The sequence below is a fragment of the Burkholderia sp. AU6039 genome, from assembly GCF_002223365.1.
Taxonomy (GTDB): Bacteria; Pseudomonadota; Gammaproteobacteria; order Burkholderiales; family Burkholderiaceae; genus Burkholderia.
The window spans coordinates 14074-27730 of sequence record NZ_NKFK01000006.1; the positions used below are offsets into that span (position 1 = coordinate 14074).

Genomic DNA, 13657 nt, shown 5'->3' on the forward strand with positions numbered 1-13657 from the left:
CACCATCGCGGTGAATCGCTCGGCCGCGCCCCCGCCCGCGCGGCTCGCCGCGATCGGGCCGGAAACCGCATTCCATATGGCGTTACATCCCGTAACCCATACCGCAGCGCAGCATCTCGTCGCCCCGTGCGGTTTTAAGAATCGCTTAAGTCTTCGACGGCACCATCCGCAGCCAGTACCCGACGGTTATCTCGAAAAGGAGGAAAGCGATGAGCGCCGTAGAAGCACCCGCGGGCCGCCCGGCCGCGCCCCCTGCAAAGAAGACGATGCTGCGCCGCCTGCTCAGTCATCATGAAATCGCGACGCTGCTCGTGCTGCTGCACGCACCGATCGGCGCCAACGCCAAACCCGAACTGCCTGCGCTGCAGGAAGCCGGTCTCGTCGAGATGGTCAAGCTCGACACCGAAACGGCACCCAGCTTCCGGCTGACCGAAGACGGCACCGCCGTCCTGAAAGGGCTCGGCTACCGCTGAGCCGCCGTTTTCATCCCTTTCCCGTTTTCCCGCATCACCCCGATTCCCAGCGACTCGCCGGCCCTGTCGGCGTGTCGCGTCACCCTGCCCGCTCCTGCAGCATCAACCGGTATTCCGTCGGCGTGACGCCGACCGTCGCCTTGAACTGGCGCGTGAACGCGCTGTGATCCGTATAGCCGCATAGCGCCGCGACGTCGGTCACCTTGTCGTGCGTGACGAGCAGCGCGGTGGCCGCATCGAGCCGCGTCTTCAGCAGCACCTGGCGCGGCGTCAGGTGGAACACCTTGTGGAAGTAGCGTTCGAGCTGCGCGACCGACATCCCCGCCATCTGCGCGAGCTGCTTCAGGTTCAGCGGCTGCACGTAGTGATCCTGGATGTGCTGCACGACGTCGGCGAGCCGGCTGTACGCCGGGTGCGATCCCTCATGCGCCTTCAGGTCGCGCGAGATGCCCGCGAGGCCGACCACCCTGCCCGCGGCGTCGCGCAGCGGCTCCTTGCAGGTCAGGCACCAGCCTGGCTGACGGCCCGGATACAGGTGCAGCTCGAGCTGGTCCACCAGTTGCTGGCCGGCGTTGATCGTCGCCATGTCCTGCTCGAAATAGCTGCGGCCGAAGCGGCGCGGAAACACTTCGTCGGCCGTCTTGCCGAGCAGGTCACGCTTGTCCTTGTAGCCGCAGCGCATCGCCAGCGTGCGATTGACGATCGCGTAGCGGCCGCCCGCATCCTTCACGAAGAACGCGACGTCCGGCAGTGCATCGAACACCGGCTCGAGCAGGCGGAAGTGCGCAAGCATCGCGCCGAAATCGGCGTTGTCGGGCTGGTAGCGCAACGGTTCGGACAGGCTCATGGGCGGTACGGCAAGCAAGGGCGTCATCCCGGCAACCGCAATGCGAGTGGCAGATGGCGTCGATTATAGAAGCGCCCCTTCGATCGCGTCGCGCCGATCGCAAAGGCGGGCAAGTTGGCGGCGGCCGTCGCAACGCGCCGCCGATCGGCCGGCATCGTCATGCGACACAGGTTGCGCGCGCAACCACTGCGTCGAGCGTGCGGCGGCCGGCCGCGAATCCGCTTGTGTCGACGCAGCCACTACGCGTGCGCCGGTGCCGACACGCCACGCGCGGACTGGCGCATTCGCACACCGGCACCGTACGCCCGAACTCGCCAGCATAGAAATGCGAACGTGCAGCGTCTTGGCGCGTTTGCGCATTCGGCGTGACGATTTCGGCATATATCAGGGTTATCGACGATATGCCGATATCGTCGCCGGCCGCGCATCGAACGCGCAAGACGCACGCATTTTCGCTATCTAGACTTCGCTTCACGGTCACGAGACGACCTCACGCCGCGGCAGCAATCGGCATGCATGGCCTGCGGCATCGGCCATAAGCTGCGCCGATTCCGGCACAGCCCGGGCAGCACGCGGCACGCACGCATGGCCCTCGCATCGGCCTGCCGACCGAACCGTCTCGCCCGGTTTACCGGCGCCGACCCGCCAGCCGGCGGCGGCCCAACCACGCCATCAAGGGGAAGTGAAAGTGAAGCTGAAGGTATCGCACGTCGCGCTGGCCGCTGCCTGCGCACTATCGGGCGCGCACGCCATCGCCGCCGACGTCGTCAAGATCGGTTTCGCCGCACCGCTGACCGGCCCGCAGTCGAACTACGGCACGGACATGCAGAAGGGCGTGCAGCTCGCGATCGCCGATTTCAACGCGACGCGTCCGACGATCGGCGGCAAGCCCGTCACGTTCCAGCTCGACTCGCAGGACGACCAGGCCGACCCGCGCACCGGCACGACCGTCGCGCAGCGGCTGATCGACGACAACGTCCGCGGGATCATCGGACACTTCAACTCGGGCACGAGCATTCCCGCGTCCGACCTGTACGATCGCGCGGGGCTGCCGCAGATCTCGATGGCCACGTCGCCGCAATACACGGCGCGCGGCTACAAGACGACCTACCGGCTGCTGACGAGCGACGCGCAGGCGGGCCGCATCGTCGGCACGTACGCGGTGAAGACGCTGCGCTTCAAGCGCATCGCGATCATCGACGACCGCACGGCCTACGGCCAGGGCATCGCCGACGAATTCGCGAAGGCCGTCGAAGCGGCGGGCGGCACGATCATCAAGCGCGACTTCACGAACGACAAGGCGCTCGATTTCTCCGCGATCCTGACCAACCTCAAGGGGATGAACCCGGACGCGATCTTCTACGGCGGCGGCGACGCGCAATCGTCGCCGATGATCCGCAAGATGCGCCAACTCGGGATGAAGTCGGCGTTCGTGACGGGCGAGATGTCGCGTTCGCCGACGTTCCTGAAGGTCGGCGGCGACGCGGCCGAAGGCGCGATCGTCTACATGGGCGGGCTGCCGAAGGAAAAGATGCCCGGCTTCGCCGGCTACGCGGCACGCTACAAGGCGCGCTTCAACGAGGACGTGATCACCTACTCGCCGTACTCGTACGACGGCACGATCGCGCTGCTCACCGCGATGAAGGACGCGAACTCGACCGACCCGAAGGTGTACACGCCGTATCTCGGCAAGGTGTCGGTCAAGGGCGTGTCGGCCCCCAGCATCGCGTACGACACGAAAGGCGACCTGAGGGATGCGCCGGTGACGATCTACAAGGTCGAGCACGGCGCGTTCAAGCCGGTCGATACGATCGCCGGCAACTGATACGCAAAACCCTGCCCCGCGCGGCGCGTCAGCGGCTCACCGGCCGCCCGCGCCGCGCGCGCTTCTGCGTCTGCCTCGGCTTCGCGGTCCGAACCGTTCCTCGGCGCGCACCCACGCGCGTGCATTTCGCGCTCCTGTAGAATCCCCCCACCCGCTTTGACGCTTCGTCTCCGCCGCGCCCCATCCCGGTGCGGCGGCGCGTGTTTCGTGCCTCACCCGGCACGCGGCACGCTTCGACGACGCAAGCCGCGCCTTGTCAGTCCATGCCGAAAAGCGGGCCCTGGAGACGCAGCACCGACAACACTATTCGAAAACCAATCGTCCTGACCATGCAAGCTTCCGAATTGAGCGGCGTGCCTCGCGCCGCCGAACGCGCGCTCACGCGCAGCGACTACAAGACCCTTGGCCTTGCCGCACTCGGCGGCGCCCTCGAGTTCTACGACTTCATCATCTTCGTGTTCTTCGCGCCGGCGATTGGGCAACTGTTCTTCCCGCACGACATTCCCGACTGGCTGCGCCAGTTGCAGACGTTCGGCATCTTCGCGGCCGGCTACCTCGCGCGCCCGCTCGGCGGCGTGATCATGGCGCACTTCGGCGACCTGTTCGGCCGCAAGCGGATGTTCACGCTGAGCGTGCTGATGATGTCCGTGCCGACGCTGCTGATGGGCCTGCTGCCGACCTACGACACGATCGGCATCCTCGCGCCGGTGTTGCTGCTGCTGTTCCGCGTGCTGCAGGGCGCGGCCGTCGGCGGCGAAGTGCCGGGCGCATGGGTGTTCGTGTCCGAGCACGTGCCGTCGCGCCACATCGGCTATGCGTGCGGCACGCTGACCGCGGGCCTGACGGCCGGCATCCTGCTCGGCTCGCTGGTCGCCGCCGGCATCAACAGCCGTTACTCGAGCGCCGAAGTCGGCGCGTTCGCGTGGCGCATCCCGTTCCTGCTCGGCGGCGTGTTCGGCCTGTTTTCGGTGTACCTGCGCCGCTGGCTGCACGAGACGCCGGTGTTCGCCGAGATGAAGGCGAAGAAGGCGCTCGCGGCCGAGATTCCGCTGAAGGCCGTGCTGCGCGACCACGGCCGCGCGGTGATCGTGTCGATGCTGCTCACGTGGATGCTGTCGGCCGCGATCGTCGTCGTGATCCTGATGACGCCTGCGCTGCTGCAGAAGCAGTTCCACCTGACACCCGCGACGACGCTGTTCGCGAACAGCGTCGCGACGTTGTGCCTGACGGCCGGCTGCATCACCGCGGGTTCGCTCGCGGGCTGGATCGGCGCGAAGCGCGTGCTCGGCATCGGCGGCATCGGGCTGGCCGCGTGCTACTACCTGCTGTTCGTGCAGGTCGCGGCGGATGCGTCGACGCTGCCGCTCTACTACGGGATCGCGGGCTTCATGGTCGGCACGATCGGCGCGGTGCCGTTCGTGATGGTCAAGAGCTTCCCGGCCGTCGTGCGCTTCTCGGGCATCTCGTTCTCGTACAACGTCGCGTATGCGATCTTCGGCGGCCTCACGCCGGTGATCGTGTCGCTGATGATGAAGTCGAATCCGCTCGCACCGGTGGTGTACGTCGCGGCGATCTGCGTGGTCGGCGCGATCGCCGTGCAGTTCTCGAAGGATGCGAAGGAGGATTCGCCGCACTGAGCGGCGACGGTGCGCGTGCGGTAGCGTCCAGCGCCGCATTGAATGACCGAATGCACGCGCTCCATGAACAAAGGGCCGAATCCCGCGGGATTCGGCCCTTTTGTTCTGCTTCAGCGCAACGGCGACGGCGACGGCGCGAGGATGTGCGATCAGCGCAGGCTGCCGTACGTCGTACTCGGCCGGCGCAGGCCGTCGATGCTCGCGCCGCCGGCGCCGGTGACGAACAGCAGCAGGAAACCGCCAGCGATCGCGATGTTCTTCCAGAAATGGATCACCATGTCGTGCTGGACCGCGGCGTCCGTCGCGTCCCAGAAATTGTGCCCGACCATCGCGGTCGCGACCGTGTAGAACGCCATCAGCAGTGCGAGCGGTTTCACCTTGTAGCCGACGATCAGCAGCAGCCCGCCGAGCCCCTCGATCGCGACGACGATCGGCCCGATCACCTGCGGATACGGCACGTTCAGCCCATGCAGGTAGCCGATGAAATCGCCGTAGCCGAGCAGCTTCATCACGCCGCCCCACAGGAACAACGCCGCCAGCGCCAGGCGCGCGAAAAAAATGACGCCGGAATCGACGGAACGCGTCATGCCTCTCTCCTCGTATGCAATTCGGCCGCCCGCGCGGGGCGCGCCCGGGCGGTTCGGCGCCGCGCGACCCTGCGGGGCCCGCGGCAAATGGGCCAGCATAGACAGAGTTTCGGCCGTGTCCAAGAAAAAGGTTGTAGCAAATCTTTACACGGCGGCGGCCGCGCGGCCCGAAGGCGGCGGGATGAAAAGGCGTTTAGCCCGCGTCGCTCAACAACACGCCCTTCTTGAAGATGAAGCAGCCGTAGCCGCGCAGCTCGCCGGTGACGATCACCGCGTAGGCCTGCTGCGCGCGCTCGTAGAACGCGAACCGGTCGATGCCCGCGAGCGGCACCGCGCGCCCTTCCGCATGGTCGATCTCGGCCTGCACTTCGCGCTGCACGGGCGGCACCGCCGCCGCATCGCCGACGACTTCCATCCGCCACGCGGGGGTGTCGACGAACGTGTCGAGCGGCAGCACGGACAGCACCGCGCGCACGACGCGCGCCGAATCGGCACCGTCGATCCGCAACGCGCGGCCGACCACCGTGTGCTCCGCGACGGATTCCGCCGGGAAATTCGCATCGCAGATCGCGATTTCGTCACCGTGGCCCATCGCGCGCAGCGTGTGCAGGATGTCGGCGTGCAGCAGCGGGTCGAGATTCTTCAGCATGTCGGCTAGTCTCCGGGATCAGGAACAAACCGCATAACGTTACCCGATCCCGGTGGCCGCTGCGCATGCGTCGCTCGCGTCACGACGCCGCGGCCGGCATTTCGTCGATGAAACCCGTGACCGATGCGAGGCGGCCCGACGCGTCGACGGTGCCGAAGTCCGAGCCCTTCACGATCGCCGCGCCGTCGGGCGACACGAGCGCCCACGAGAACCTCAGGTGCTTGCCGAAGCCGTCGACGTCGGTCGTGCGGCGGAAACGGAACGCGGGGAAACGCGCCTGCACGGCCGCGATCATCGCGTCGATGCCCGCGTGGCCGTCGCCGGCCATCAGCGGATCGCGATAGGCCGCGTCGCTCGCGTAGGTCGCGTCGATCAGCGCACGGCGGCGCGCGACGTCGGGTTCGTTCCAGGCGTCGAAGTAGCGGTCGATCAGGTCGGCGTGAACCGACGATGCGGACGAAGCGGATTGGGCGGTGTTCATGGCGAGGCTCCTTGGGTCGATGAGAGGACGATGTCGCGAACGTGGCGTGTTGCGTGTTCGCGTGCAGACATCGTCGCCGGCCGCGCGCGGGCGGTCGATTACGTGCGGGGTAAGGAAATCGCGCCGGTCGCTTCGAGCCCATGGCTGCTCCGCACGCCGGACGTCGCCCGCCATGCATCAGTTCTCCTCATCGTGGACATCCAGCCGACACGTGCTCCGCCGAAATGAAAACGGGCGCCCTCGGGCGCCCGCTTCGTCCGGCGGCAACAGCCGCGCGTGTCAGGTCACCGGCGCCGGGTTGAACAGCGTCAGCGCATTCGCGAGCTTCCACTGCTCGGCCCACGTGCGGCGCTTGCCGCTCGCGACATCGAGCATCAGCCGGAACAGTGCCCAGCCGGTGTCCTCGATCGTGGCCGCGCCGGTCGCGATCTGCCCCGCGTCGAGATCCATCAGGTCGTGCCAGCGGCGCGCGAGGTCGCTGCGCGTCGCGACCTTGATCACCGGCACCTGCGCGAGACCGTACGGCGTGCCGCGGCCGGTCGTGAAAATATGCAGGTTCATCCCGGCCGCGAGCTGCAGCGTGCCGCAGATGAAATCGCTCGCGGGTGTCGCCGCGTACAGCAGCCCCTTCTGCTTCGCGCGATCGCCGGGACGCACGACGCCGGCGATCGGCGCGCTGCCCGACTTCACGATCGAGCCCATCGCCTTCTCGACGATGTTCGACAGGCCACCCTTCTTGTTGCCGGGCGTCGTGTTCGCGCTGCGGTCGACGCGGCCGCGCTGCAGGTAGCGGTCGTACCAGTCCATCTCGCGGATGATCTCGCGCGCCACGTCCTCGGTCGCCGCGCGCGACGTGAGCTGCGCGACGCCATCGCGCACTTCCGTCACCTCGGAGAACATGATCGTCGCGCCCGCGCGCACCAGCAGGTCGGCCGCGAAGCCGACGGCCGGGTTCGCGGTGAGCCCCGAGAACGCATCGCTGCCGCCGCACTGCACGCCGACGACGAGATCCGATGCCGGGCACGTTTCGCGGCGGCGGCGGTTGAGCCGCTCGAGATGCGATTCGGCCATCGTCATGATCGAGTCGATCATGGAGTTGAAGCCGACGTGCGCGGCGTCCTGCAGGCACACCACGCCGCCGTTGTCGGTCGCACCGTCGGCCGCGACCGGAATCGTGCCGGGCGGCAGCAGGCGCTCGGGCTGCAGCTTCTCGCAGCCGAGGCTCACGGTCATCACCTCGCCGCCGAAGTTCGGATTCAGGCTGATGTTGCGCAGCGTGCGGATCGGGATGTCGGCGTCGGGCGCGTCGATCGCCACGCCGCAACCGTACGTGTGCTCGAGCCCGACCACGTCGTCGACGTTCGGGTAGCGCGGCAGCAGCTCGGCCTTGATCCGCTTCACCGCGTGCTCGACGACGCCCGACACGCACTGCACGGTCGTCGTGATCGCGAGGATGTTGCGCGTGCCGACCGAGCCGTCGGCATTGCGGAAGCCCTCGAACGTATAGCCTTCGAGCGGCGGCAGCGGCGGCGCGGCGCGCGTCGCGAGCGGCAGGTCGTCGAGCCCCGGCGGCTCGGGCATGCGCATCGTGCGCTCGTTGACCCAGCTGCCGCGGCGCAGCTCGACCAGCGCATAGCCGATCACCACGTTGTAGCGGACGATCGGGTCGCCGGCCGCGAGATCGACCAGCGCAACCTTGTGCCCCTGCGGCACGCCTTCGCGCAGCGTCAGCCCGTCGGCGAACGTCGCGCCCTCGGGCAGGCCGCCGTCGTTGACGACGATCGCGACGTTGTCGTCCGGATGCACACGGATATAGAGCGGGGAAGCAGTCATCGGAATTCCTGGAGGCTATCGGCCATATCGTTAGTCATCATACGACATTCGACCTTGCTCGGCGATGCTGCGTAAACCCTTATCCGGAAAGACCCTACTATTTATCGAGCAGCAAACCGCTTGCGTCGCCCCTCCCCTCGTTGTACGATGACATACAACGACATCGCCAATGTGGCTCGTATGCCGTTCCCAACGAACCCAGCACTCGCGCTAGACGGACGACCCAACCATGACCTCACCGCAAGAACTCAAACAGATCATTTCCCACGGCCTGCTGTCGTTTCCGCTGACGGATTTCGACGCCGACGGCAGCTTCCGCCCGTCCACCTATGCCGAGCGCCTGGAATGGCTCGCGCCGTACGGTGCGAGCGCGCTGTTCGCGGCCGGCGGCACCGGTGAATTCTTCTCGCTCACGCAGCGCGAGTATTCGGACGTGATCCGTGTCGCGACGGAAACCTGCAAGGGCAAGGTGCCGATCCTCGCCGGCGCGGGCGGCGCGACGCGCGTCGCGATCGAATATGCGCAGGAGGCCGAGCGCCTCGGCGCGAGCGGCGTGCTGCTGATGCCGCATTACCTGACCGAAGCCAGCCAGGAAGGGATCGCCGACCACGTCGAGCAGGTGTGCCGTGCGCTGAAGATCGGTGTCGTGGTGTACAACCGCGCGAATTCGAAGCTGAACGCCGACATGCTCGAGCGCCTCGCCGATCGTTGCCCGAACCTGATCGGCTTCAAGGACGGTGTCGGCGAAATCGAAAGCATGGTGACGATCCGCCGGCGCCTCGGCGACCGTTTCGCGTACCTCGGCGGCCTGCCGACAGCCGAAGTCTATGCGGCCGCATACAAGGCGCTCGGCGTGCCGGTGTATTCGTCGGCCGTGTTCAACTTCATCCCGAAGACGGCGATGGCATTCTACGAAGCGATCGCGAAGGACGACCACGCCACGGTCGGCCGCCTGATCGACGAATTCTTCCTGCCGTACCTGAAGATCCGCAATCGCCGCGCGGGCTATGCGGTCAGCATCGTGAAGGCGGGCGCGAAGCTCGTCGGCCATGACGCAGGCCCGGTGCGCGCGCCGCTCGTCGATCTCACCGATGAAGAAGCGGCGGAGCTCGACGTGCTGATCAAGAAGATGGGGCCGCAATAAGCGGTGTTCGTCGGCGGCGCACGTCTTCATTGACACCGCGCCGGCAGTGCTACATCGCGGCCGGCATTCGCCGGCCGCGACCTTTTGCGCGCTTTCCGCGATGACGCACGCATCCGCCGCAATGCGTGTCGCCACCGTCACATCTGCGCGATGACCCCGACGATCCGGTAACGCACGTTCCCCAGCTTGACGCGTGTCGCCTCGATCTGGTCCTGCGCACCCGATCGCGCGCGCGAATTCGATTCGCTGCCAAGGATCTGCCCGAGTACGTCGCGGTCAACGACCGCGTCGAAGAACCGGCCGACCGTGATCGTCGCCGACTGCTTCGCGGTCGCGAGCTGGCTGTTCGCCTGCATCAACGCTTCGGTGCGCAGGCCCGGATCGCGTTCATCGATGCCGCGCCGGTACTGGAGCGCGAACACCAGCGCTTCCATGTCCTGCCGGAAACGGCGAACGGCTTGACCGAACACGAGCGAATGCGCGTCGGAACCCGTGACGAGCCGCCCCTGGTTGATCGTGATGTCGAATTCGCTGCCGCCCAGGTCGCGCTGGAATTCCAGCAGTGCATTCGCGAGCACGCGTCCTTCGCTGTACTGGCCGATCTGGGTGCGCACGGATTTCGCGACGTCGCCGATCGCTTTCCACAATCCGGCCGCGAACAGGTGGTCGCCACGTTTGTTGATATTCATGGATTCGGTACCCTTTTAGACTTTTTCTGGATCTCTCAGGCTTCGCCCGCAGGTCGGTCGACCCGGGGCTTCGGTACTGTAGGAGAAAAGCGGGAGCGGCGAAAGTCTGCCGGGGTGGCATGCATCCGTTCTCCGACAGTTTCCGAAGCACGAAAAAAAGGCGGAAGCAGCCGACCGGCTACCTCCGCCTTTCCGATTTCAGGCATGTAATCGGCGCATTGACCGCCGTCATGACGCCATCAGTCGTACGTGCCGATTACTCCGCCTTCCCGTCCCGCAGCCGCGGAATCGCGAGCGGATTGCTTTCCTGCAACCCTTCCGGCAGCAGATCGTCCGGGAAATCCTGGTAGCACACCGGCCGCAGGAAACGCTCGATCGCCGTCGCACCGACCGACGTGACGGCCGGATTCGACGTGGCCGGGAACGGTCCGCCGTGCACCATCGCATCGCACACCTCGACGCCGGTCGGGTAGCCGTTGACCAGCAGGCGACCCGCCTTGCGTTCGAGGACCGGCAGCAGCCGGCGCGCGAGCGGCTTGTCGTCGGCGTCCATCTGCAGCGTGGCCGTCAGCTGGCCTTCGAGTGCCTCGAGCACGCGCGCGACTTCGTCGAGATCGCGACAACGCACGATCAGCGACGCCGGCCCGAACACCTCATGGCTGAACGCCGGCTCGGCCAGGAACGCCTGCGCGCCGACTTCGTACAGCGCGCCGCCGGCCTGGCAGTCGGTCTGCGCCGCCTCGCCCGCGCCGATCTCGCGCACGCCCGGCAGTTCGGCCAGCTTGCCGCGGCCGTTGCGATACGCATCTGCGATGCCGCGCGTGAGCATCACGCCGGCCGGCTTCTTCGCGAGCGCCTGCGCGGCGACGGTTTCGAAGCGGTCGAGATCGGGGCCGTCGATCGCGAGCACGAGGCCCGGGTTGGTACAGAACTGGCCGACGCCCAGCGTCAGCGAATCGACGAAGCCCGTCGCGATCGCGTCGCCGCGCGCGGCAAGTGCCGCCGGGAACAGCACGACGGGGTTGATGCTGCTCATTTCCGCGTAGACGGGAATCGGCTGCGGGCGCGCGTTCGCGAGCTGCACGAGCGCCATGCCGCCCTGCCGCGACCCCGTGAAGCCGACCGCCTGGACCGCCGGATGGCTGACGAGCGCCGCGCCGATCACGCGGCCGGGGCCGACCAGCAGCGAGAACACGCCCGCCGGCATGCCGGTTTTCGCGACGGCGGCGCGGATCGCGCGGCCGACCAGCTCGGACGTGCCGAGGTGCGCCTCGTGCGCCTTCACGATCACCGGGCAGCCGGCCGCGAGCGCCGACGCCGTATCGCCGCCGGCCACCGAGAACGCGAGCGGGAAATTGCTCGCCCCGAATACGACGACGGGCCCGAGCCCGACTTTCTGCAGCCGCAGGTCCGAACGCGGCAGCGGCGTACGCGCCGGCTGCGCGGGATCGATCGACGCGGCGAGGAAGCGCCCGTCGCGCACGACGCGCGCGAATAGCCGCAGCTGGCCGACGGTGCGGCCACGCTCACCCTGCAGCCGCGCGACGGGCAGGCCCGTTTCGGCGTGCGCGCGCTCGATCAGCGCGTCGCCGAGCGCGACGATTTCATCCGCGATCGCGTCGAGAAACGCCGCACGGGCCGCGAGCGGCTGCGCGCGGTACGCGTCGAACGCATCGCGCGCGAGTTCGCATGCGCGGTCGACGTCGGCCTGCGCCGCAACGCCGAACGCCGGCGCGTCGATCGGCTCGCCCTTCGACGGGTCGAACGCGCGCAAGGTACCGGCCGAGCCGGCGACCGTTTCGGCGCCGATCAGCATCTCTCCAGTCAGTTGCATGGGGTGTGCTCCGTGGTTCGGGAATAGATCGCTCATTGTAGCTCAACAGATATGATGTCCGCCCACCTAACCTCAATATTCGCGTCAATTGTCGGGTTGGCGCCGACACGCGCAAAACCCTTATTTCACACGCCAATATCTGGGATTTCCACCCTTTCGCACCACCATCCAGAGGGAAAACCCGAGGTTTCTGCCTCTGATCATTGCCAATAAACTGTCGACAAGTCATACGACGACATACATTAAAGTGCCTAATCAAACCCCTTCTCGCGAGCTTCCGCTCAACCTCGCGCGCACCGCGCGCCGGACCGCCGTGCGCTACTGGATCCTGGCGATGCTGTTCGTCGTCACGACGCTCAACTATGCGGACCGCGCGACGCTGTCGATCACCGGCACGCCGATCCGCAAGGCATTCGGCATCGATCCGGTGACGATGGGCTACATCTTCTCGGCGTTCAGCTGGGCGTACGTGCTCGCGCAACTGCCGAGCGGCTGGCTGCTCGACCGCTTCGGCGCGCGGCGCGTGTATGCGGCCAGCATCTTCCTGTGGTCGGCGTTCACGCTGCTGCAGAGCACGATCGGCCTCGGCGGCAGCGCCGCGTTCGCGGTCGCCGCGCTGTTCGCGATGCGCTTCGCGGTCGGCATCGCCGAAGCCCCCGCCTTTCCGGCGAACGCGAAAGTGGTCGCGAGCTGGTTCCCGACCGCCGAACGCGGCACCGCGTCGGCGATCTTCAACGCCGCGCAGTACTTCGCGGCCGTGGTGTTCTCGCCGCTGATGGCGTGGCTCACGCATGCGTACGGCTGGCACCAGGTGTACCTGTGGCTCGGCCTCGCGGGCATCGCGCTCGCGTTCCTGTGGCTGCGGGTCATGAAGGATCCGGCCGACCATCCGGCCGTGAACCGCGCCGAACTCGAGCATATCGAGCAAGGCGGCGGCCTCGTGCGCACCGCTGCACGCAGCAGCAACGGCGCGCGCTCCGAAAGCAGCCGCGTGGCCGGCTGGTACTACGTGCGCCAGCTGCTGTCGAACCGGATGCTGATCGGCGTGTACCTTGGCCAGTACTGCGTGAACGTGCTCACGTACTTCTTCCTCACGTGGTTCCCGATCTATCTCGTGCAGGCGCGCGGGATGTCGCTGCTGAAGGCCGGCTTCATGACGTCGCTGCCCGCGATCTGCGGGTTCCTCGGCGGCGTGCTCGGCGGGATGCTGTCGGACGGACTGATCCGCCGCGGCGTGTCGCTCACGCTCGCGCGCAAGATCCCGATCGTCGGCGGGATGGCGCTGTCGATGGTCATCATCGGCTGCAACTACGTCGACAGCGAAGTACTGGTGATCGTGCTGATGGCCGTGTCGTTCTTCGGCAAGGGGATCGGCTCGCTGGGCTGGGCCGTCGTCGCGGATACCGCGCCGAAGGAAGCGATCGGCCTGTCGGGCAGCCTGTTCAACATGTTCGGCAACACGGCCGGCATCATCGCGCCGATCGCGATCGGCTACCTCGTCGGCGCGAGCGGCTCGTTCAACGGCGCGCTCGTGTTCGTCGGGCTGAACGCGCTCGTCACCGTGTTCAGCTATCTCGTGATCGTGAAGGACATCAAACGCGTCGAACTGCGTCATCGCGACGCCTGACGTTCAGCTTCAAGACAAGACAACGGCGGCC

The 13657-nt window shown here is 67.1% G+C and carries 12 protein-coding genes; 5 read left to right on the plus strand and 7 right to left on the minus strand.

Features of this window, described 5'->3' with window-relative positions; translation table 11 throughout:
- Positions 1-209: 209 nt before the first annotated feature.
- Positions 210-473, plus strand: a complete 264-nt coding sequence (locus tag CFB39_RS30340; RefSeq protein ID WP_039367795.1) for a hypothetical protein — start codon at positions 210-212, stop codon at positions 471-473.
- Positions 474-552: 79 nt separating this feature from the next.
- Here the strand turns inward: CFB39_RS30340 and CFB39_RS30345 are convergent, their stop codons facing one another.
- Positions 553-1347, minus strand: a complete 795-nt coding sequence (locus tag CFB39_RS30345; protein ID WP_089429017.1) for an AraC family transcriptional regulator — start codon at positions 1345-1347, stop codon at positions 553-555.
- A gap of 661 nt (positions 1348-2008) precedes the next feature.
- On the opposite strand from CFB39_RS30345, the gene CFB39_RS30355 reads away from it, so the two are divergent.
- Positions 2009-3145 (plus strand): branched-chain amino acid ABC transporter substrate-binding protein, encoded by a 1137-nt coding sequence (locus CFB39_RS30355; RefSeq protein WP_089433550.1) that lies wholly within the window; start codon positions 2009-2011, stop codon positions 3143-3145.
- Between the two features lie 329 nt (positions 3146-3474).
- Entirely contained in the window at positions 3475-4782 is a 1308-nt protein-coding gene (locus CFB39_RS30360; protein ID WP_089429015.1) for an MFS transporter, read from the plus strand.
- Between the two features lie 149 nt (positions 4783-4931).
- On the opposite strand, the gene CFB39_RS30365 is transcribed toward CFB39_RS30360, so the two are convergent.
- The 4 genes from CFB39_RS30365 to garD all read right to left on the minus strand — a co-directional run bounded on the left by CFB39_RS30365 (position 4932) and on the right by garD (position 8332).
- Positions 4932-5369, minus strand: a complete 438-nt coding sequence (locus CFB39_RS30365) for a DoxX family protein (RefSeq protein WP_069260786.1) — start codon at positions 5367-5369, stop codon at positions 4932-4934.
- A gap of 193 nt (positions 5370-5562) precedes the next feature.
- Positions 5563-6018 (minus strand): RbsD/FucU family protein, encoded by a 456-nt coding sequence (locus CFB39_RS30370; protein WP_089475720.1) that lies wholly within the window; start codon positions 6016-6018, stop codon positions 5563-5565.
- A gap of 79 nt (positions 6019-6097) precedes the next feature.
- A complete protein-coding gene (locus tag CFB39_RS30375) occupies positions 6098-6499 on the minus strand; it encodes a nuclear transport factor 2 family protein (RefSeq protein WP_089475721.1) in 402 nt (133 codons plus the stop codon).
- 279 nt (positions 6500-6778) lie between these two features.
- Complete coding sequence (garD, locus tag CFB39_RS30380; protein ID WP_089475722.1) at positions 6779-8332, minus strand: galactarate dehydratase; 1554 nt, start codon at positions 8330-8332, stop codon at positions 6779-6781.
- A 229-nt stretch (positions 8333-8561) separates the two neighbouring features.
- Here garD and kdgD point away from each other — a divergent pair, with 229 nt between their 5' ends.
- On the plus strand, positions 8562-9476 hold the full coding sequence (kdgD, locus tag CFB39_RS30385) for a 5-dehydro-4-deoxyglucarate dehydratase (protein WP_011546881.1): 915 nt from the start codon (positions 8562-8564) through the stop codon (positions 9474-9476).
- Between the two features lie 137 nt (positions 9477-9613).
- On the opposite strand, the gene CFB39_RS30390 is transcribed toward kdgD, so the two are convergent.
- A complete protein-coding gene (locus CFB39_RS30390) occupies positions 9614-10165 on the minus strand; it encodes a hypothetical protein (RefSeq protein WP_089429010.1) in 552 nt (183 codons plus the stop codon).
- Positions 10166-10421: 256 nt separating this feature from the next.
- On the minus strand, positions 10422-11999 hold the full coding sequence (locus CFB39_RS30395) for an aldehyde dehydrogenase (NADP(+)) (RefSeq protein WP_089475723.1): 1578 nt from the start codon (positions 11997-11999) through the stop codon (positions 10422-10424).
- Between the two features lie 247 nt (positions 12000-12246).
- Here CFB39_RS30395 and CFB39_RS30400 point away from each other — a divergent pair, with 247 nt between their 5' ends.
- Positions 12247-13626: an MFS transporter gene (locus CFB39_RS30400; RefSeq protein WP_089475724.1), complete on the plus strand. Its 1380-nt coding sequence runs from the start codon at positions 12247-12249 to the stop codon at positions 13624-13626.
- The last annotated feature ends 31 nt before the right edge of the window (positions 13627-13657 follow it).

Coding starts and splice junctions, on each gene's coding strand:
- CFB39_RS30365 (WP_069260786.1), bottom strand. CDS start 5,369: ATGACGCGTTCCGTCGATTCCGGCGTCATTTTTTTCGCGCGCCTGGCG.
- CFB39_RS30340 (WP_039367795.1), top strand. CDS start 210: ATGAGCGCCGTAGAAGCACCCGCGGGCCGCCCGGCCGCGCCCCCTGCA.
- CFB39_RS30360 (WP_089429015.1), top strand. CDS start 3,475: ATGCAAGCTTCCGAATTGAGCGGCGTGCCTCGCGCCGCCGAACGCGCG.
- CFB39_RS30375 (WP_089475721.1), bottom strand. CDS start 6,499: ATGAACACCGCCCAATCCGCTTCGTCCGCATCGTCGGTTCACGCCGAC.
- garD (WP_089475722.1), bottom strand. CDS start 8,332: ATGACTGCTTCCCCGCTCTATATCCGTGTGCATCCGGACGACAACGTC.
- CFB39_RS30395 (WP_089475723.1), bottom strand. CDS start 11,999: ATGCAACTGACTGGAGAGATGCTGATCGGCGCCGAAACGGTCGCCGGC.
- kdgD (WP_011546881.1), top strand. CDS start 8,562: ATGACCTCACCGCAAGAACTCAAACAGATCATTTCCCACGGCCTGCTG.
- CFB39_RS30370 (WP_089475720.1), bottom strand. CDS start 6,018: ATGCTGAAGAATCTCGACCCGCTGCTGCACGCCGACATCCTGCACACG.
- CFB39_RS30390 (WP_089429010.1), bottom strand. CDS start 10,165: ATGAATATCAACAAACGTGGCGACCACCTGTTCGCGGCCGGATTGTGG.
- CFB39_RS30345 (WP_089429017.1), bottom strand. CDS start 1,347: ATGACGCCCTTGCTTGCCGTACCGCCCATGAGCCTGTCCGAACCGTTG.